Below are 20,419 nucleotides of genomic sequence, written 5' to 3'. Positions count from 1 at the left end.
GGAGATAAAATGAAGCACCCTTATTTGACAGATGACCATGAGATTTTTCGCAGGTCGCTTAGAAAGTTTTTAGAAAAAGAAGCCTATCCGTTCTATGACCAATGGGAGGAAGAGCGGATGATTCCGCGCTCCTTCTGGGAGAAGATGGGCGAGCAAGGCTATCTTTGTCCGGATATTGATGAGGAATACGGCGGCAGTGAAGTCGATTGGGGATTCGCAGTAGTAATCAATGAAGAGCTCGAGCAGGTGGGTTCAGGCCTGGTTGGCGTAGGGCTGCATAATGACATCGTAGTGCCATATATCACTTCTTATGGAACAGATGAGCAGAAAAAGCGCTGGCTGCCTAAATGTACGACGGGTGAAATTATCACGGCTATTGCAATGACAGAGCCGGGGACAGGTTCGGACCTGGCGAACATCCAGACCACCGCCATCCTTGATGGAGATCACTATGTTTTAAATGGGCAAAAAACCTTCATCACAAATGGCATCCAGTCCGATTTGATTGTTGTTGCCTGTAAAACCGATCCGAAGGCGAATCCGAAGCATAAAGGTGTCAGCCTGCTTGTCGTTGAGCGAGACACACCCGGGTTTTCACGTGGAAGGAAGCTTAATAAGGTCGGGCTGCACTGCCAGGATACCGCAGAGCTCATTTTTGAGGACTGCCGGGTACCGAAGGAAAACCTGCTTGGAGAAGAAGGGAAGGGATTCCTTTATCTAATGGAAAAGCTTCAGCAGGAACGCCTGCTTGTGGCGATTGCCGCGCAGACAGCATCCGAAGTCATGCTAAAGCAGACGATCGATTATGTCAAAAGCCGTGAAGCATTCGGCAAGCCCGTAAGCAAGTTTCAGAATACACAATTCAAGATTGTCGAGATGGCAACAGAAATCGAAATGAGCAGAGCCTTTCTTGACCAGCTGATTGCCGAGCATATCGAAGGCAAGGATGTTGTGACAAAGGTATCGATGGCCAAGTGGAAGCTGACAGACAGCGCGAAAAAAATAGCTGCTGAATGCATGCAGCTCCACGGCGGCTATGGATATATGGAAGAATACGAGATTGCAAGAAGGTTCCGAGACATCCCGGTTGCCAGCATTTATGCCGGAACGAATGAAATCATGAAGACCATCATTGCTAAAAACCTTGGCTTATAGTTTGCCTGAGTTTAAACAGAAGACGTTATACAGAAAGGAAGATGAAGCATGCGTGAAGTTGTAATCGTCGAAGCCGTTAGGACACCTGTCGGCAGAAGAAAAGGGTTTTTAAAGGATATCAGGCCGGATGAGCTGGCTGCCCAAGTACTTAAAGAAGTGGTGAACCGGGCTGGAATCGATGCTGGACTTGTTGAAGATGTCATCCTGGGCTGTGTGACACAGTCAGGAGAACAGGCCGGGGATATTGCCAGGGTCGCGGCTTTGACTGCCGGCTTCCCGATTGAAGTGCCAGGAACGACGATTGACCGTCAATGCGGGTCAAGCCAGCAGGCAGTTCATTTTGCTGCCCAGGCAATACTTGCGGGTGACATGGATGTCGTCATCGCCGGCGGAGTCGAGAACATGACACGTGTTCCGATGGGCTCCAATTACCAGGATGCCAACCCATTCAGCCCTAAATTAAGAGAACAATACGATATGATCCATCAGGGACTATCCGCCGAACGAATCGCGGAAAAATACGGTTTTACCCGCCAGGACCTTGATGAATTCTCTGCTGAAAGCCATCGCCGCGCTTTAAAGGCGCAGACAGAGGGTTATTTTAAAAAAGAAATCATGCCGCTTGAGGTCACTCTCGAAAATGGTGAAACGACTTTGATGACGGAAGATTCAGGACCTCGTGAAGGGACGACACCTGAGGTTCTAGCAGGATTGAAAACGGTCTTCAAAGAGGATGGAGTCATCCATGCCGGGAACGCGAGCCAGATCAGTGACGGTGCCGGTGTCCTGCTTTTGATGAGCCGTGAAAAAGCCGAGGAGCTAGGCTTGAAACCGCGCTTCAAGGTCCACACCAGGGTTGTCGTGGGATCCGATCCGACTTTGATGCTGACAGGACCAATCCCAGCAACGGAAAAAGTCCTCAAAAAAGCCGGCTTGAAGCTGGAGGATATCGATGTTTTCGAGGTGAACGAAGCATTCGCACCTGTACCGATGGCATGGCTGAAGGAAACGGGAGCCGACCCTGCGAAACTAAATCCGAATGGCGGCGCAATCGCGCTTGGACACCCCCTTGGAGCGAGCGGCGCCCGTCTGATGATTTCGATGATTCACGAACTCGAACGTACCGGCGGACGGTACGGCTTGCAGACAATGTGCGAAGGTCATGGCATGGCGAACGCGACCATTATAGAGCGGTTAGACTAAAAGGTTTCTAACACTCATTGGTGCCCGAAAATTGTAGAAGTTAGAAAAATAGATCACCAATGAGTGTTATTCGCGCCCGAAAATTGTAGTCCGAAAAATAGGTCACCAATCCGCCCTGTTGGCGGCCGAAAATTGGCAAAGCAAAAGAAACAGATCACCAATGGGGCCACTTTAAACAGCGACACAGTAAAGCTCAAAACCGACATTTTATTAGGAGGAATGCAAATGAGCACGACGATCGGCAAAATTTTTGACCTGACGGTAATGAAGTTCCCGAACAAGGAAGCCCTCTATGATGTCCGCAACAATGTCCGCTTTACTTATAGTGAATGGAACGATGAGGTGAACAGGCTCGCCAATGCACTTCTTGCTGAAGGAGTGAAGAAAGGCGACCGGGTATCTACTTTCACGTTCAATACCGAGGAATTGGGTACAGCATTTTTTGCCTGTGCGAAAATAGGTGCAGTCTTCAATCCTATCAATTTCAGGCTAATGGGAGAAGAAGTTGCGTTCATTCTCGGAGACGCCGCTCCTAAGGTTGTTCTTTTTGAAAAAGCGGTCGAGCCAGTGATTGCAAGCATCGAAAACAGGTTTCCGCATATCTCTTTTTGGTACATCGATGAAGATGCTCCTGAATATGCCCAGAGCTATCATGAAAAAGTGACAGCTGCGGAAACGACCCCAGTTGCGATTGAAGTAGACGAAAATGATCTTTACGCGATCATGTACACAAGCGGGACGACTGGCAGGCCAAAAGGCGTTATGCACAAGCATCGCAATATGGTTGAGCAAAGCCTGATCGTCGTTGGATCCACCAGGCTGGATGCAAGTGATAAAGGGCTGGTAACGGCGCCGATGTTCCATTGTGCCGAGCTCCACTGTGCATTTCTGCCAAGAATCCATGTGGGAGGCAGCAATGTCATCCTTCACCAATTCGCACCAAAGAAAGTACTGGAACTGATTGACTCGGAAAAAATCACGAAGTTCTTCGCCGCGCCAACGATGTGGAATATGATTTTGCAGGAGAATCTATCAGACTATAGTATCGAGAGCCTGAAACTGGGGTTGTACGGAGCTGCCCCGATGGCGCCTTCACTCGTACATGCCTGCCATGACCAGCTGGGCATCAAGCTAGTCCAGGCATATGGAATGACGGAGATGGGGCCTGCGATTACCTTCCTTTCTGAATATGACCAGTTGACAAAAGCAGGTGCAGCTGGCCAGGCTTGCCTAAACCACGAGATCAGGATTGTCCGCCCGAACGAGGATGGCCCTTCCGACCCCGACGATATCCTGCCTCCAGGCGAAAGCGGGGAAATCATCGTCCAGGGCCCATGCATGATGACTGGCTACTTCAATCGTGAAGAGGCTTCTGAAAAAGCGATGTATAAAGGCTGGTACCATTCAGGCGATATTGGCTACCTCGATGAAGAGGGTTATTTATGGGTGAAAGACAGGGTAGATGACATGATCATCAGCGGCGGTGAAAACATCTATCCTCGTGAGGTCGAGGATGTTCTCCATGCCCATGAAGGTGTCCTTGATGTCGCAATTGTCGGCCAGCCTGATGACCGATGGGGTGAAACCGTTACGGCATTTGTCGTGAAAAAAGATAGCCAAATTACCGAAGAGAATTTGGATGAATGGTGCAAGAACAGTGACAGCCTGGCGAATTACAAGCGACCTCGCAAGTACGTATTTGTAGATGCGCTCCCTAGGAACGCAAGCGGAAAAATCCAGAAGTTCATGCTGCGCAAGCAAATGGAAGAATTGTTTTCAAAAGGGCAGCCGACTTAATGGAAAGGGTTTTTTATCATGTTAGACGGAATTAAAATAGTTGATTTCACCAATTATATCCCTGGCCCTTTCGCGACTCTCAGGCTTGCCGAGCTTGGGGCCGAGGTGATAAAGGTTGAAGCGCCAGAGGGAGACCCGGCAAGGAATACAGGGAACGGCTATGTATTCAACGCACATAATCGCGGCAAAAAGAGCCTTGTCATCAACTTGAAGGAGCCAGAAGGAAAGATGCTGGCGCTTGATCTGCTGGCCAGGGGGGATGTGGTGATTGAGAGCTTCAGGCCAGGAGTGATGGATAAGCTGGGACTCGGATATGAAGCTGTGAAAAAAGTAAACCCCGGTATTGTCTATTGTTCGGTCACTGGATACGGAAAAAATGGAGAAATGAGCAAACTTGGAAGTCATGACCTGAATTATATGAGCTTGAGCGGTGCTCTGGCCCAGATGAAAGATCGTACAGGAAGGCCGGTACATCCATCCCATACTTTTTCTGATTATATTGGCGGGATGGCGGCCAGTGAGCGTATCCTTGCAGCACTTGTGGCCAGGGGAAAAACGGGGAAGGGCAGCTATCATTGCATTTCCATTGCTGACAGTATGGCATCATTGATGGCAAACCATGTCCTGATTGAAAAGGAAACAGGCTATCAAAAAGGTGTTTCTGTACTGAACGGTACAGTCATTGGCTATGGGCTTTACGAAACAAAGGATGGACGCTATGTCAGCCTAGGAGCGCTGGAGCCAAAGTTCTGGAACAATTTTTGTCAGGCTGTAGATCGGGAGGAATGGCTGACCGCGCATTATTCCAGACCGGATAACACGAATCCTGTTTATCTTGAGCTTGTTGATTTGTTTAAAAGCAAATCGCTATTCGAATGGGCCGATTTTGGAATGAAGGTCGATTGCTGCCTTACGCCTGTACTTGAGGCCGGAGAGCTTGCTCAATATCCATATTGGAATGAAAAGAAATTTGTAATGCCAGAAGGCCAAATTAAAATGCATGCAGATTTGCCGTCGCAACCGCAAGCAGCTCCTCCTAAAAAAGGAGAACAGACAGAAGAGATCTTGCAAGAGTGGCTTAGTCTAAAAAGCAGTAATTAGTAGATTCACAGAATCTATATTTTAAAGAGTGGAAGGGGAAATGTCGGTATGATGAATGTTCCATTGACAGTAGGATCGCTATTGGAAAGAGCAGAAAAGTTTTTCCCGAAAAAACAGGTGGTATCACGGACACTATCAGGTATTCACCGATTCACTTACAAGGAGGTTGGCGAACGGACCCGCAGACTGGCCAGCGCGCTTGAAAAACTTGGAGTGGAAAAAGGAGACAGAGTTGGCACATTCGCCTGGAATCACCATCGCCATCTTGAGGTCTATTTTGCTGCCCCAGGGATGGGGGCGGTTCTCCATACCATCAATATCCGCCTGTCACCTGAACATGTCTCGTATATTATCAATCACGCAGAAGATAAGGTATTGCTGGTTGATGAAGACCTGGTGCCGCTGATTGAGCGGAGCAAGGATCAATTTAAAACGGTAGAGGCCTACATCATCATGACCGACAAAGATGAATTGCCTGAAACGACACTGGAGCCAGTCTATTCCTATGAGGAGCTTCTTCGCGATGGCAGTCCGGACTTCGAATTTGTGAAAGATATCGATGAAAATGAACCTGCAGGGATGTGCTACACATCGGCTACAACTGGCAATCCTAAAGGGGTGGTTTATTCCCATCGAGGCATCGTCCTCCACAGCTTCGCGTTCGGGTTAGCAGACACTGCTGCATTATCTGAAACAGATGTCGTTCTGCCGGTCGTGCCGATGTTCCATGCCAATGCCTGGGGTCTGCCATTCGCAGCAACATGGTTCGGCTCGACACAGGTGCTCCCAGGACCATTATTCACTCCTAAACTGCTTGCAGATCTGATTGAACAGGAAAAAGTCACCTTCACCGCGGGAGTGCCGACGATTTGGCTCGGCTTGCTGAATGAGCTTGAAAAAGGAAGCTATGATACCTCTTCGCTAAGATCGATTGTCTGCGGGGGATCTGCTGCGCCACGTGGCATGATCAAAGCGTTCGAAACGAAATATAAAATTCCATTCCTGCACGCATACGGGATGACTGAAACCACTCCGCTGGCAACGGTATCCCGGCTGAAGAGCTACCAGGTCGGATTGGACGAAGATGAAATTTTAGATATCCGCTCCAAACAGGGTCTCCTTGTGCCAGGCCTGGAAATGAAAGTGATTGGCGGCAACGGTGAAGTGAAGTGGGATGGCGAGGAGATGGGAGAACTCCTGCTTCGCGGCCCATGGATTGCGGACGAATACTATAAGGATGAGAGGTCTGACGATGCTTTCCGCGATGGCTGGCTATACACTGGAGATGTGGCCACAGTTGATGAAGAAGGGGTCATCAAGCTTGTTGACCGGACAAAGGATTTAATCAAGAGCGGCGGGGAATGGATCTCGTCCGTCGATCTTGAAAGCGCACTGATGGCCCACGAAGCAGTTTTTGAAGCAAGTGTCGTCGCCGTCCCGCATGAGCAGTGGCAGGAACGACCGATTGCCTGTGTCGTCCTGAAAGAACAATATAAGGGTCAGGTCGACAAGCAGGAACTGCTAGACTTCATCACACCGCAGTTCGCAAAATGGTGGCTCCCAGACGATGTTGTATTTATGGATGAAATCCCGAAAACATCCGTCGGGAAATTTCTGAAGCGTGCATTAAGGGACCAGTTGAAAGACCACCTTGTACAGAATTCGTAAGGAATAAATACGGGAAAGCGCTGCTTGTGGGCGTGATTCGTTTAAAAGGTACCCTTATGAGAAGCGAAACTGTCGCATAAGGGTACGATTAGGCTATAAAGGTACCCTTATGAGAAGCGAAACTGTCGCATAAGGGTACGATTAGGCTATAAAGGTACCCTTATGAGAAGCGAAACTCTCGCATAAGGGTACGATTAGGTCATAAAGAGGCCCTTATGAGAAGCGAAACCCTGCATAAGGGCACGATTAGGTCATAAAGAGGCCCTTATGAGAAGCGAAACCCCTGCATAAGGGTACGATTAGGCCATAAAGAGGCCCTTATGAGAAGCGAAACCCCTGCATAAGAGGTGCGATTAGCTCACAAAGTCAAATTTATTGATTGTTAATAAATCAACCGGCTGTCAAATATGCAGCCGGTTTTTAGTTGTTGTTGTGTTGCTTGAGGATAATATCCTTTTTATGGAAAACGCAATAGGGTATGATGTCACTATTAGGCTATTCTTTTTTTATCTTTCAATTCAAAAAATTCACCAAAAGGGGTATGATAGTAGATATAAATTCGGAAGACGAAATAACGTAATGTTCAACAGGGGGTCTCATCTTCATGAGTATATTTTCTTTTGTCAAACCATATCGCATCCCGATTGCGATTGCGCTTAGCTTAATGCTTGTCGAATTGGCTGTTGAACTTGTCCAGCCGCTTTTGATTGCCAAGATCATTGATGAAGGGATCGTGGCGAGGGATCTCGATACAGTCATCAAATGGGGCGGAGTCATGCTCGGAATCTCTTTCCTTGCCTTTGCATCAGGGATAACGAATTCGTTCATAGCGGCCCATGCAGGCCAGAGCTTCGGGTTTGACCTTCGCGAAAAACTTTTTGCCAAGGTTCAGGCTTTTTCCTTCACGAACTTCAGTCATTTCCCATCATCTTCTTTGATCACAAGGATCACGAATGATGTGACCCAGCTGCAGAATACTTTTTTCATGAGTCTAAGGATTGCGATGCGTGCTCCTTTGCTGGTCATTGGGGGGATCATCATGGCGATGTTGGTACATGCAAAATTGGCACTGCCGTTTGTGATCATCATCCCGCCTCTTTTGATCTTCCTTATTTGGATCATGACAAAGGCTGCAGGTTTATTTAAAAGCGTCCAGAAGCGCCTTGATAGAGTGAATGGAGTAATGAGAGAAAACCTTGTGGGCATGAGACTGATCAAGGCTTTTGCCAGAGGGAAATATGAAGGAACCAGGTTTGAGAAAGCGAACAATAAATTACAGGAACGAACAGTATTTGCTTTAAGGGTCACAGAGGTGACGATTCCCGTTCTGCTGCTTTTCATGAACCTGAGTGTCATTGCTGTTCTTTGGTTTGGAAAGATCGATGTCCAGTCTGGGAGAGTGTCAGTTGGTGAAGTAGTAGCGATTGTGAACTATGCTGCCAGGATCACCGCTGCCTTTTCGATGTTTTCGTGGATCATCATGGTATTCTCTCGTGCCAGGGCATCTTCTGAGCGTGTAACCGATGTCCTGAATGAGGAGATTGACCTTGAAGATACCATCAAAAGCCAAGATGCTTATGAGATCTCTAAAGGTGAAATTGAGTTTGATCATGTGTCATTCCAGTTCCCTGACACCAACATTCCCATTCTTCAAGATCTATCCTTCAAGATTGAACAGGGGGAAACCATAGCGGTACTCGGAGCGACCGGTGCAGGGAAAACGGCGATGTTCCAGTTAATCCCGCGATTGTATGATGTCACAAGCGGGGATATACGAATCGACGGCCGGAACATAAAGGAGTTGAAACTGAAAAGTCTCAGGGAGGGCATCGGCTATGTGCCACAGGAGGCCATGCTGTTTACCGGTTCAATCAAAGAGAACCTAGCCTGGGGCAAGCAGGATGCAACAGAGGAGGAATTGGTAAAGGCAGCCGCAGACGCCCAAATCCATGAAACCGTCCTGAAACTGCCGAATCAATATGATACGCTCCTGGGGCAAAAAGGTGTCAACCTTTCGGGTGGCCAGAAGCAGCGGTTATCCATCGCCCGTGCTTTGATCAAAAATCCTAAAATCCTGCTGCTTGATGACAGCACAAGTGCGTTGGATTTGAAAACGGAAGCAAAGCTGCTCGATGCAATCAGTCTATATAAATGTATGACTGTCATCATTACCCAAAAAATCAGCACTGCAAAGGAAGCAGATAAAATCCTGCTGCTCGAGAATGGGGCCATTATTGGTTACGGAAATCATGAATCCTTGCTTGAGCAATCCTCTCTTTATCAGGCAATTTACAATTCCCAGTTCGGGGAGGTGAAGGCCGGATGTTAAAAAAACATAAAGAAAATAGATCGGACGAAAAAAGAAGTGTGGTTAGGGGAATTGGACCGACAATCAGAAGAATCTGGTCGTACCTTGCAGACCAGCGAAGCCTGATGATCCTTGTCCTTTTAATGGTGGTGGCCAGTTCAGCACTTGGATTGCTGGGCCCATTCCTGATTGGATGGGGCATTGATGAGTATTTTGCGACAAATTCGACTGATGGTTTCATCTGGCTGTTAATCGGTCTTGCATCCGTTTACGTAATGCATTCCTTATCATTGTGGTTCCAAAGCTACTGGATGATCGGAATTGCGCAGAAGACGGTCTATACAATGAGGAGACAGCTTTTCAACCATTTTCATAAACTCTCGATTGATTTCTTCAACAAGCGCCAACATGGCGAGTTGATGAGCAGGGTCACCAATGATATCGAAAATGTCAGCGCGACTCTGAACTCCTCCGTCATCCAGATTTTTTCGAGCGTGCTAACCCTGGTTGGAACGCTAGCGGTCATGATTTGGCTAAGCCCATTGCTTACGCTTGTCACGATGATCATCGTGCCGCTGATGTTCATGGGAATGAAGTGGATTACCAGCAGGACAGGGAGGCTGTATAAAGAACAGCAGCGCCGGCTTGGAGAAATGAATGGTTATATTGAAGAAACGATTTCTGGCCAAAAAATCATTAAATCCTTTTCACAAGAACCAAAGGTAATAGAAGAGTTCCGTATAAAAAATCAGCAGTTAAAGGAATCAGGTTACTGGGCCCAGACCTTTACCGGCTTCATCCCAAAATTGATGAATATGCTCAATAATCTCAGCTTCACAATAGTGGCAGCTGTGGGCGGATTCTTCGCCCTGAAAGGATATGTGACGATAGGGACAATCGTCATCTTTACCGAATACTCTCGTCAGTTCACAAGGCCGCTGAATGATTTGTCGAATCAATTCAATACCTTGCTCTCAGCAGTGGCTGGAGCCGATCGTGTATTTGACATCATTGATACGGAGGAAGAGGCTGTCGATGAAAAAGGAGCCCAACCAATTCCAAATATTACTGGGAAGGTTGAGTTCAAGGATGTATCTTTCTCATATGAAAAGGGCGGAGATACAGTATCTCATTTGAATTTCACCGCAGAACCCGGGCAAACTATTGCGCTTGTTGGCCCTACCGGAGCCGGAAAGTCGACCATCATAAACTTGATCTCCAGATTTTATGAACCAAATCAAGGGATGATTTTAATAGATGGGCACGACAGTAAAAAAATTACCCGTGAAAGCCTGCGGAAACAAATGGGATTCGTCCTCCAGGATTCATTCCTGTTCCAGGGAACCATCAGGGAGAATATCCGCTATGGGAGGTTGGATGCAACAGACGAGGAAGTGGAGAAGGCGGCCAAAGCAGCAAATGCCCATTCCTTCATACAGAGATTGCCCGAAGGATATGACACTGTGTTAAGCCAGGATGATGCCGGTATCAGCCAGGGGCAAAAACAATTGTTATCCATCGCTAGAGCCATCCTTGCTGACCCATCCATCTTGATACTCGATGAAGCGACTAGCAGTATTGATACCATTACTGAACTCAAGATACAGGAGGCCCTTCAGCATTTATTGAAGGGAAGAACAAGCTTTATCATTGCCCATCGCTTGAATACAATTAAAAATGCAGACCAAATCATTGTCATAGAAAGCGGGCAAATCATTGAAAAAGGTAATCATGACGAACTGTTGGCACAAGAAGGCTTTTACCATGACCTTTATACAAGCCAACTGGAAAAGAGGATGTTGATGAAATATTAGGAAGCCATTGAGCTTCCTTTTTTTGTTATTCAAAAAGTGAACGGTTAAAGGTGATTTGTTTATGAAATATGACAAATTTCCCGGGCAATAGAGGATTCGCGAGAAGTTTGTCGTATTCCTAAATAGAAGCCTGCAATTAGCTTGACAGCATCCGTCCGTCTTTATATACACAGTCCACTTCGAATGGAGAAGATGAAATGCTTGCTGAAAAACTTCTTTTAAATGTTCTTATAATCTTGCTGCCAATCTTCATTCATAGTGTGCTTTTTGATAATAAAAGCGTGGGGAAATCTCCTTATTTGTGTGGAGTACTTCAAAGCGTTGCGGTGATTCTCTCCCTAGTGTTTGCATATAAGGAAGGCGGTTTATACTGGGATCTTCGATATGTACCTTTAGTGCTGGCTTTTCTATATGGCGGGCCGATAGCGGGTATTATGGTTCTGTTTACTTATCTGGCAACTCGAACTTTTATGGGCGGGGATCTTTGGCTTGGATACGCAAGCGGATTTCTGGCAGCGCTTATTCCTTTCTTGTTCATGAAGAAGTTTTGGACCTTTGATGCAAAGAAGAGGATCAGGATAGCTGTTCTTGTGGGTTTATGGCCTTCGCTTTCAATGCTGGCAATTTTAGTAGCCAATATCTTTATAAATGAGCCTACAGCTGAAGATACAAATCAAATCATGCTGAATGTGGCGATTTTTGGAGCTATCCAAGTGTTTGCTGTATGGATCGCATCCATTCTGAATGAGTCCTTGATTGAGAAGGATCTTATGAGAAAAGAAATTCTGAGAGCTGAAAAACTGAATACACTGGGTGAACTGGCCGCCTCGATTGCACACGAAATCAGGAATCCCTTAACAGTAGTAAAAGGATTCCTGCAAATGATGCACAAACAAGAAAAAGGGAACAACCATTATTATTTGAGTCTCGTCCTGACAGAGTTAGGCAGGGCGGAATCCATCATTAATGATTATCTGAATTTTGCCAAGCCTCAATTTGAAAAACTTGAAGAAGCTGAACTGGCAGAAATCATATCAGAGGTTACACTCTTATTAGAGGCCTTCGCAGCAAAGGAAGGTGTCCAGGTAAATGTCCAGCTGGAGCGGGGAGTCTATGTCGAAACGGACCGGAACCAGCTTAAACAAGCCCTGGTCAATATTATAAAGAATGCGATTGAGGCCACCAATGATGGCGGGGAAGTTAACATAAATCAGTCTACAGTAGTCCATGAGTCTTTTATAGTTGTTTCTGATAATGGAAAAGGTATGGATAGTGCACAAATTGCCAGACTAGGTACATTATTTTATACAACAAAAGATAAAGGCACAGGGCTTGGAACTTCTGTTTCAATAAAAATCATCGAGGCAATGGGTGGTTCGATTTCATTCAAGAGCGAAAAAGGAGTCGGGACAGAAGTAACAATCATGCTGCCGGCATATGGATCATCAAGTCCTATAGATAGAACGAACTCTGTAAAACTTGATATGGTAATGAAACAATGACCCAGTATATTTTCTTCTCAGGTCATTGTTTCACTTTTATGAGCTTCTAAGGATTGATTGACTTTTTTGCTTCCATGTATAAAGCCTGCAAGAATTTTTTTAAGTTTGAGCGGGGTGGAATTGCACATGACTCGGTTTTGCCTTCTATCTCAAGCATTTTCATACGTACTTGCGTATAGTCGAAAAAAGAGCTACTATAATGCTCGAATTTGGGATTTGAATAATCAGTCAGACCCAATGAAGCAAGATGTTCTAAAGCCTGCTGGAGAGCTCTTCGAACTCGCTGTTCCCCGGCTTTTATCTCTTTTCGAATGTCCGCAGCAGAAGCGTTTTGTCCTAAGCGTTTTTTCATAACTCTCTCAAATAAATCCTTCAAAGGCGGTATTTCTTTTACTCCATTCTGCTCATGTTCATAGAGGATGCTTAGCAGATCCAGAAGATCTTTATTTCCGCTTTCGCTGATAATTCCTAATTCGAATAAAATATCCTTTCCTGCACTAACTATCGAAAGCGTACTTTTGTTTGTATTTATATTTGTCTTAAATCCTGGAATCATGTTAAGCGAGCGCTGAATATCCATTAGGGATTTTTTTAATGTCAAATTTTCGCACACTTTCTTGATAACATTTGAAACTTCAAGCTTATTTAGCGGTTTGGTAATATAGTAATCTATACCAAGCCTATAAGCTTCCCCAATCAGTTCCTTCGATTCCACTTGTGAAATCATAATAATCTTTCCAGTGAATGTAGGGCTAATTTCTTTTATTGTCTCCAAACCGTCACGATTTGGCATTAGTAAGTCAATCAGCAATATATCGATACCTTTAGCTTCGAGAATGTCAGTATAAACTTCAGAACCATCTTCGGCCTCTCCCACAACTGTTCCGAAATCTTGGTCTTCAATTATATTTGCCAGCATAGCTCTTATAGCTGGCGAATCATCTACAATAAAAAACCGCATTCTAGTTACCTCCTATTGTCAGACTTCGAATTGGAACATTAATGCTGAAAACAGTTTTAAAGCCAATGCCATATGGTTCAAGGATGATTTTTCCGCCAATATTCTCAATCGTATTCTTAACATAAGAAAGTCCGATACCGCTTGAAGCGTTTCCATCCTGATTGAACTTAGTGGTGAATCCTGGTTCAAAGACAAGATGCCTATTCCTATCATTAATTCCAGGACCTGTATCTTTTACTTGAATCACCAAGGTATCATGATCCCGGCTAACTTCCACAAGAATTTTACCTGCTTGATTAATAGCTTCCACAGCATTTGTTGCCAGGTTATTAATAACTGATAACAGCATAAATGTGTGATAAGCAGGATGATCCCCGACAACGGTACTTGTGATTTTAATGGATTTTCCTAATGAATCTGCAAAGTTTCCATTACACTTTATGACTACCTCCAAAATCTCTTCAATATCCATAAAGTCACTAAGGTTTTCCTTGACCATCAACTTAGTCAAACCAGCGTAAATTCTCTGATTGTCCTTTTTGATTTCATGTAATTCACCCGCGATTTTAAGGGCAGATTGAGCATAGTCTTCTTGTTTCTTCTCTTTTAACTCTCTATAGAATGTATAGCATGCAGCGGTTAGGTCTTCTGCATTTTTCATTGATTTTTTTAGTTGAATCATTTCTACATAAAGATTTGATATGAGTATGAGCATTTGTTCATTTCTATTTCTCTGTTGTTCTTCGGATAATTTAGCTTCTCTGATTACTAAAATATTAAAGAATCCTAGAACAAAAAAGCTCCGGATAATAGCAATCATACCAATGGTCAACAAAGTATTAAAATTTATCTGAGATTGTGATAAAAGGGAACGAAAAAAAATCTCCGTCATACTTGCTGCTACCTCAACAATGACACCAAGTAATCCAACAAAGAAAGGATTGCTATATAATGTATTGATTTTAAATAAGTAAAATAATATGGCAAAAGTCAAATAATAAAAGAAGACCGGGAAGTGAAGTAGAAAACCTTCTAAAAGGAGGTCTGAATTGCCGGTTAAACCAAATGAAGCAACCCTAAACAATACAACTGCCGACCCCGCAGCCGATCCAGCCAATAAAGGATGTAACTTTTTAGACCACAGAAGAATGAAGAAAAAGATCGGCGTGCCCAGGCTTACCCTCATATCTCCTTCAAATGGGTAGAACTTCATCTCTCCACCTAATGGGACAGCGATCACAATCAGCATGTATGGAATTAGCCGTTCCTTCATTACCCCACCTCATCTCATTGCCAAGCAAACTTCATATAACTCATACTTCATACCTCATTCCCTTATAAACAATCTTATTTTAATCTAACTCAGAGTCATTTTGATGTTTAATTTTGACAATATTATTAAGAACCGAATTAAATTTGTTATTTTCTGTAGTTTTCAGTAGAGTGGTGATTACTCTAAGTATGTGAAGGAGGAATGAGGCAATTTCTCTCTTTGACGTAACTGACATTAGAAATTATACATTAACTTGTGAAAAGTATCACAATCAATAAGGGTGGGTGATTTAACGCTGAAAATAAAGAAGAGTTTATTGTGAGTGTTCATTCAAAGTTGTACAAAGAAAGATTATCAAGGAGGTAATCAATATGTTCTGGATTCAATTTTTAATTGTTCTGACATGTATCTTCATTGGTGCCAGGCTTGGAGGTGTGGGACTTGGTGTAATGGGCGGTGTTGGTCTTGGTATTTTGGTTTTTGGGTTTGGTCTTCAGCCAACATCAGCACCTATTGATGTAATGTTGATGATCTTAGCTGTCATTACGGCTGCTGGAGCTCTGCAAGCCGCCGGTGGGATGGAGTATCTAGTCTATCTGGCAGAGAAGGCATTACGTAAAAACCCTAAGAGAATAACCTTTATTGCCCCAATGGTTACTTACTTATTTACCTTATGTGCGGGTACTGGCCATGTTGCCTACTCAGTATTACCCGTTATCGCGGAGGTATCACGAGAATCAGGGATTCGTCCAGAACGGCCGATGTCTATTGCTGTTATCGCATCTCAACAGGCAATCACAGCCAGTCCGATTTCAGCCGCCACTGTGGCATTGCTTGCGCTTCTTGCAGACTTTAACATTAGTCTAATGCAGATCCTTCTAATATGTATTCCATCCACCTTCCTCGCTTGTATGGGTGCAGCATTTGTGGCGAGCAAAATGGGCAAGGAACTGAACATGGATGCAGAGTATTTGAAACGATTAGAAGAAGGACTCGCTCCAATCAAGAAAGATAAAAAAGCATTCAATCCAAATCCTGGTGCAAAACTTTCCGTTATTCTGTTCTTATTGGCAGCAGTACTTGTTGTTATTCTTGGCTCTTTCCAGGAGTTGCGCCCTGGTTGGGAAATTGATGGTGTCTTCAATAGAATGAGTATGCCAGCTGCTATAGAGATTGTTATGCTGACAATTGCAGCAATGATTATTATCTTTGCAAAGCCTAAAGTGGAAGATATCGTTTCAGGAAGTGTCTTCAAAGCTGGCGCTGCTGCAGTTGTAGCCATCTTCGGAATTGCGTGGATGGGTGATACCTTCTTTCAAGGAAACATGGCTCTTATTTCAGGTTCTATTTCGGATCTAGTAACCGCAGCACCTTGGCTGTTCGCAGTTGCATTATTCGGACTTTCCATTCTCCTGTACAGCCAGGCAGCTACAGTACGGACATTAATGCCACTTGGGATTACACTGGGAATAAACCCAGCGTTGTTAATCGCAATGTTCCCGGCGGTAAATGGATACTTCTTCATTCCAAACTATCCGACTGTAGTAGCGGCAATAAACTTCGACCGAACGGGAACAACCCGAATAGGTAAATACATCCTAAACCACAGCTTTATGGTGCCAGGACTCGTTGCTACAGTCGGAGCCGTCGGTATTGGCATTTTGTTAAGTACTATCGTTCTATAAAATTTAATCCTCTCAGCAGCCCTTCATTAGGAGGGCGGCTGCCTACTATTATGGGAAATGGAGTTGGTTGAAATGATGGATCAATTCAGAGTTGAAAAAGACTTCTTAGGTGAGAAGCTGGTCCCTATTGATGCTTATTATGGAGTGCAGACAATCCGTGCAATTGAAAATTTCCCGATAACAGGTTCCAGGCTTGATGAGTCATTGATCAAGGCAATGGCGATAGTAAAGAAAGCTGCAGCACTTGCAAATGCAGAAATTGGCCAACTGGATCGAACAATAGCAGATGCGATCGCACTTGCAGCTGATGAAGTGATTGATGGAAAACTGCATGATCAGTTTATAGTGGATCCAATCCAGGGAGGTGCAGGTACATCAATCAACATGAATACGAATGAAGTAATTGCGAACCGAGCCCTCGAATTGATGGGAGAAGTCAAAGGGAACTATAAAATCATCAGTCCGAATTCCCATGTGAATATGGCTCAATCGACAAATGACTCTTTTCCCACTGCCATTCATCTATCGACACTCTCGACATTAAATAAACTTCTAAAAGTTATGGATAAACTTCATCAGGGATTCATAGACAAAGCGAAAGAGTTTGATGGAATCATTAAAATGGGCCGGACTCATTTACAGGATGCAGTACCGATTCGATTGGGCCAGGAATTTGCTGCTTATGCTAGAGTGCTAAAAAGAGATATTAAGAGGATCAAGGCTACAAGGGATCATCTTTATGAAGTGAATATGGGAGCAACTGCTGTAGGCACAGGACTTAATGCTGACCCAGTCTATATCGAGAAAGCAATAGCTTATCTGGGAGAGTTCACAGGTTTGCCATTAGCCGGTTCCGAAAATTTAGTTGATGGAACTCAGAATACTGATTGCTATATAGAAGTTTCGGCTGCTTTGAAGGTCTGTATGCTAAACATGTCGAAGGTTGCCAATGACTTAAGGATGATGACGTCAGGACCGAGATGTGGTTTTGGAGAGATTAATCTGCCTGCACGACAGCCTGGTTCTTCGATCATGCCGGGGAAGGTCAACCCAGTTATGGCGGAAGTTCTTAATCAGAGTGCTTTCCAGGTTGTCGGGAACGATTTGACAATCAGCATGGCATCGGAAGCTGGACAATTTGAGCTGAATGTCATGGAACCAGTCATAGTGTTCAATCTTTTACAGTCCATTAAAATCATGACAAATGTCTTCGATGTATTCCATGAACATTGTCTCAGCGGGATCACAGCGAATATCGAAAGACTGGAAGCATACGTAAATAATAGTGTAGGCGTAATAACCGCCATCAACCCTCATGTAGGGTATGAAACTGCAGCATCTGTTGCAAGAGAAGCAATTGTAGCCAATAGGGCTGTCCGAGATATTGTTCTTGAACGGGGTGTGTTAACAGCAGAAGAATTGGATATGATTCTTAATCCATTTGAGATGACGCATCCGGGGATCGCAGGCAAGGATTTAATAGAAAAGAAAACTCAAAGAGAAGCTGTATTGCTCTAAAAGGATAAAGAAAAGGGAGGCAGATTGATGGTAGAGCGCCGCAATAACCACCATTTATATAGAAAGCTACATTCATTGTCAGGAATCATTCCGGTTGGGGTGTTCCTGACAGTTCATCTCTTCGTAAATTACACAGCAACTTGGGGGCAGGACGCTTATAATACTGCAGCAGGGATCATGGTTAATCTGCCGTTTAAATATTTCCTGGAAGCGTTCATTATTTTTATACCTATGTATTTTCATGCTATATATGGCCTTTATATTGCACTTCAAGCTAAGAATAATGTTGGCCGATATGGATATATGCACAATTGGAAGTTCCTTTTACAAAGGTTTACAGGTGTTGTTACCTTTATTTTTGTCACCTGGCATATTTGGGAAACAAAAATTCAGGTAGAGTTTTTTGGTGTAGAGGCCAACTATAACTTGATGGCCAATATTGTAGATAACCCATTTTCTTTGACTCTTTATATCATAGGAATCGTTTCAGCAGTCTATCATTTTGCCAATGGTGTATGGACATTCCTCATTACCTGGGGAATCACGGTAACGCCAAGGTCACAACAAGTCTTTTCATATATTACATTCGGTTTATTTGTCGTACTATCCATTATTGGTGTACGCGCAATTTTAGCTTTTGCATAATAACTGGATAGGAGGCCAATGGAATGAGCAAAGGAAGAATCGTGATTGTAGGGGGAGGACTTGCAGGGCTGATGGCAGCAATTAAAATTGCCGAGAAAGGGACAATGGTTGATTTGTTTTCAGTAGTCCCTGTCAAAAGATCACACTCAGTCTGTGCGCAAGGCGGCATCAATGGAGCCGTCAATACGAAAGGGGAGAATGATTCTCCGTGGGAGCATTTTGACGACTCCGTTTATGGCGGGGACTTTTTAGCTAACCAACCCCCTGTAAAAGCAATGTGCGAAGCAGCACCTAAAATCATCCACATGTTTGACAGGATGGGTGTTATGTTTAATCGTACATCGGAAGGTCTGCTGGATTTCAGGAGATTTGGCGGAACTCAGCATCATCGTACTGCATTTGCCGGAGCAACAACCGGCCAGCAACTACTCTACGCATTGGATGAACAGGTGAGGATGTTCGAAACCCAAGGACTTGTAGCGAAATATGAGAATTGGGAATTTGTATCGGCCATTGTTGACGACTCAGGAGTTTGCAGGGGGATTACAGCACAAAATCTTAGGACGATGGAAATGATGGCATTCAGTGCGGATGCAGTCATTATTGCCACAGGAGGACCAGGGCTGATTTTTGGCAAGTCAACGAACTCCACAATTAATACTGGGTACGCTGCTGCAAGATTATATGAACAAGGGGCTCTTTACGCAAATGGAGAGTTTATTCAAATCCACCCAACAGCCATACCAGGTGACGACAAGAACCGTTTAATGAGTGAATCAGCTCGTGGCGAAGGTGGTCGTGTTTGGACATACAAAGATGGAAAGCCTTGGTATTTTCTCGAGGAAAAGTATCCTGCTTACGGAAATTTGGTGCCTAGGGATATTGCGACAAGAGAGATTTTCGACGTATGTGTAAATCGGAAATTAGGGATAGACGGGGAGAACAAAGTTTATTTGGATTTGTCACATATTGATTCACGACAGCTTGATATCAAGCTTGGAGGAATCATGGAGATTTATGAAAAGTTCATGGGAGATGATCCACGCAAGGTACCTATGAAGATATTTCCGGCGGTACACTATTCCATGGGGGGATTATGGGTAGATTATCAGCAAAGAACAAATATCCCAGGTTTATTTGCAGCAGGGGAATGCGATTATTCACAGCATGGAGCCAATCGTTTAGGTGCAAATTCCTTGCTCTCAGCTGTATACGGAGGCATGGTGGCTGGCCCTTCTGCTCTGGAATATATATATGGCATGGATAAATCAGCAGATTCACTTTCAGCAAATTTCTATACTCAGTTTGTTCAGGATGATGAGAGGAAATATCAATCCATTCTCAAGATGAATGGTAAAGAGAACGCTTATCTTCTCCATAAGGAGCTTGGGGAATTGATGACAGCAAATGTCACTGTTGTTCGAGAGAATAAGAAGCTGAGGGCTACATATGAGAAGCTGCAAGATTTTAAAGAGCGCTATAAGAATATCAATATTGAGGATACAGAAAGTTGGAGCAATGCAGGGGCTTCCTTCACAAGGCAGCTTGAAGGCATGATCAATTTAGCTCACGTAATAACCCTTGGAGCATTACAGAGAAATGAAAGTCGGGGAGCCCATTATAAACCCGAATTCCCTGACAGGAATGATGAAGAATGGCTGAAGACCACAATGGCAAGATTCAATAAGGAAACAAGACTCCCAGAGCTTTTTTACGAGGAAGTGGATGTCTCACTGATTGAACCAAGGAAACGTGATTACACCAAGTCGAAAAAGGGAGTGAAGTGACC

At 44.4% G+C, this 20,419-nt stretch carries 14 protein-coding genes; 12 read left to right on the top strand and 2 right to left on the bottom strand.

Annotation, left to right across the window (positions count from 1 at the left end):
* Nucleotides 1-9: 9 nt before the first annotated feature.
* The 8 genes from AB5I83_RS11160 (at nt 10) to AB5I83_RS11125 (ending at nt 12,548) form a co-directional block, all read left to right on the top strand.
* A complete protein-coding gene (locus AB5I83_RS11160; RefSeq protein WP_448975362.1) occupies nt 10-1,155 on the top strand; it encodes an acyl-CoA dehydrogenase family protein in 1,146 nt (381 codons plus the stop codon).
* A 48-nt stretch (nt 1,156-1,203) separates the two neighbouring features.
* On the top strand, nt 1,204-2,358 hold the full coding sequence (locus AB5I83_RS11155; protein WP_448975360.1) for a thiolase family protein: 1,155 nt from the start codon (nt 1,204-1,206) through the stop codon (nt 2,356-2,358).
* A gap of 225 nt (nt 2,359-2,583) precedes the next feature.
* Complete coding sequence (locus AB5I83_RS11150; protein WP_448975358.1) at nt 2,584-4,155, top strand: fatty acid--CoA ligase; 1,572 nt, start codon at nt 2,584-2,586, stop codon at nt 4,153-4,155.
* 18 nt (nt 4,156-4,173) lie between these two features.
* On the top strand, nt 4,174-5,256 hold the full coding sequence (locus AB5I83_RS11145) for a CaiB/BaiF CoA transferase family protein (RefSeq protein WP_448975356.1): 1,083 nt from the start codon (nt 4,174-4,176) through the stop codon (nt 5,254-5,256).
* A 48-nt stretch (nt 5,257-5,304) separates the two neighbouring features.
* A complete protein-coding gene (locus AB5I83_RS11140; RefSeq protein ID WP_448975354.1) occupies nt 5,305-6,924 on the top strand; it encodes a long-chain fatty acid--CoA ligase in 1,620 nt (539 codons plus the stop codon).
* Between the two features lie 604 nt (nt 6,925-7,528).
* Entirely contained in the window at nt 7,529-9,253 is a 1,725-nt protein-coding gene (locus tag AB5I83_RS11135) for an ABC transporter ATP-binding protein (RefSeq protein WP_448975352.1), read from the top strand.
* On the top strand, nt 9,247-11,046 hold the full coding sequence (locus AB5I83_RS11130) for an ABC transporter ATP-binding protein (RefSeq protein ID WP_448975350.1): 1,800 nt from the start codon (nt 9,247-9,249) through the stop codon (nt 11,044-11,046). The genes AB5I83_RS11135 and AB5I83_RS11130 overlap by 7 nt, the downstream gene beginning before the upstream one ends.
* Nucleotides 11,047-11,243: 197 nt before the next feature.
* Nucleotides 11,244-12,548: an ATP-binding protein gene (locus AB5I83_RS11125; RefSeq protein WP_448975348.1), complete on the top strand. Its 1,305-nt coding sequence runs from the start codon at nt 11,244-11,246 to the stop codon at nt 12,546-12,548.
* Nucleotides 12,549-12,594: 46 nt separating this feature from the next.
* Here AB5I83_RS11125 and AB5I83_RS11120 read toward each other — a convergent pair whose 3' ends face one another.
* Together AB5I83_RS11120 and AB5I83_RS11115 are read right to left on the bottom strand one after the other, a co-directional pair.
* Entirely contained in the window at nt 12,595-13,509 is a 915-nt protein-coding gene (locus tag AB5I83_RS11120) for a response regulator (protein ID WP_448975346.1), read from the bottom strand.
* A 1-nt stretch (nt 13,510) separates the two neighbouring features.
* Nucleotides 13,511-14,782: an ATP-binding protein gene (locus tag AB5I83_RS11115; protein ID WP_448975344.1), complete on the bottom strand. Its 1,272-nt coding sequence runs from the start codon at nt 14,780-14,782 to the stop codon at nt 13,511-13,513.
* A gap of 371 nt (nt 14,783-15,153) precedes the next feature.
* Here AB5I83_RS11115 and AB5I83_RS11110 point away from each other — a divergent pair, with 371 nt between their 5' ends.
* The 4 genes from AB5I83_RS11110 to sdhA all read left to right on the top strand — a co-directional run bounded on the left by AB5I83_RS11110 (nt 15,154) and on the right by sdhA (nt 20,417).
* Nucleotides 15,154-16,467, top strand: coding sequence for an anaerobic C4-dicarboxylate transporter family protein (locus AB5I83_RS11110; RefSeq protein WP_448975342.1), 1,314 nt, complete (start codon nt 15,154-15,156; stop codon nt 16,465-16,467).
* Nucleotides 16,468-16,539: 72 nt separating this feature from the next.
* On the top strand, nt 16,540-17,985 hold the full coding sequence (aspA, locus tag AB5I83_RS11105) for an aspartate ammonia-lyase (protein ID WP_413466639.1): 1,446 nt from the start codon (nt 16,540-16,542) through the stop codon (nt 17,983-17,985).
* Between the two features lie 27 nt (nt 17,986-18,012).
* Nucleotides 18,013-18,630: a succinate dehydrogenase cytochrome b558 subunit gene (locus AB5I83_RS11100; RefSeq protein ID WP_448975341.1), complete on the top strand. Its 618-nt coding sequence runs from the start codon at nt 18,013-18,015 to the stop codon at nt 18,628-18,630.
* Between the two features lie 23 nt (nt 18,631-18,653).
* On the top strand, nt 18,654-20,417 hold the full coding sequence (gene sdhA, locus AB5I83_RS11095; protein WP_448975339.1) for a succinate dehydrogenase flavoprotein subunit: 1,764 nt from the start codon (nt 18,654-18,656) through the stop codon (nt 20,415-20,417).
* Nucleotides 20,418-20,419 lie beyond the last annotated feature (2 nt).

Source organism: Mesobacillus sp. LC4 (genome assembly GCF_053543455.1).
This window is presented reverse-complemented; position numbering and strand designations above follow the sequence as displayed.

Excerpts from the sequence above, each read along its gene's own strand:
- AB5I83_RS11160 (WP_448975362.1), top strand. The coding sequence starts at position 10 with ATGAAGCACCCTTATTTGACAGATGACCATGAGATTTTTCGCAGGTCG.
- AB5I83_RS11155 (WP_448975360.1), top strand. The coding sequence starts at position 1,204 with ATGCGTGAAGTTGTAATCGTCGAAGCCGTTAGGACACCTGTCGGCAGA.
- AB5I83_RS11150 (WP_448975358.1), top strand. The coding sequence starts at position 2,584 with ATGAGCACGACGATCGGCAAAATTTTTGACCTGACGGTAATGAAGTTC.
- AB5I83_RS11145 (WP_448975356.1), top strand. The coding sequence starts at position 4,174 with ATGTTAGACGGAATTAAAATAGTTGATTTCACCAATTATATCCCTGGC.
- AB5I83_RS11140 (WP_448975354.1), top strand. The coding sequence starts at position 5,305 with ATGATGAATGTTCCATTGACAGTAGGATCGCTATTGGAAAGAGCAGAA.
- AB5I83_RS11135 (WP_448975352.1), top strand. The coding sequence starts at position 7,529 with ATGAGTATATTTTCTTTTGTCAAACCATATCGCATCCCGATTGCGATT.
- AB5I83_RS11130 (WP_448975350.1), top strand. The coding sequence starts at position 9,247 with ATGTTAAAAAAACATAAAGAAAATAGATCGGACGAAAAAAGAAGTGTG.
- AB5I83_RS11125 (WP_448975348.1), top strand. The coding sequence starts at position 11,244 with ATGCTTGCTGAAAAACTTCTTTTAAATGTTCTTATAATCTTGCTGCCA.
- AB5I83_RS11120 (WP_448975346.1), bottom strand. The coding sequence starts at position 13,509 with ATGCGGTTTTTTATTGTAGATGATTCGCCAGCTATAAGAGCTATGCTG.
- AB5I83_RS11115 (WP_448975344.1), bottom strand. The coding sequence starts at position 14,782 with ATGAAGGAACGGCTAATTCCATACATGCTGATTGTGATCGCTGTCCCA.
- AB5I83_RS11110 (WP_448975342.1), top strand. The coding sequence starts at position 15,154 with ATGTTCTGGATTCAATTTTTAATTGTTCTGACATGTATCTTCATTGGT.
- aspA (WP_413466639.1), top strand. The coding sequence starts at position 16,540 with ATGATGGATCAATTCAGAGTTGAAAAAGACTTCTTAGGTGAGAAGCTG.
- AB5I83_RS11100 (WP_448975341.1), top strand. The coding sequence starts at position 18,013 with ATGGTAGAGCGCCGCAATAACCACCATTTATATAGAAAGCTACATTCA.
- sdhA (WP_448975339.1), top strand. The coding sequence starts at position 18,654 with ATGAGCAAAGGAAGAATCGTGATTGTAGGGGGAGGACTTGCAGGGCTG.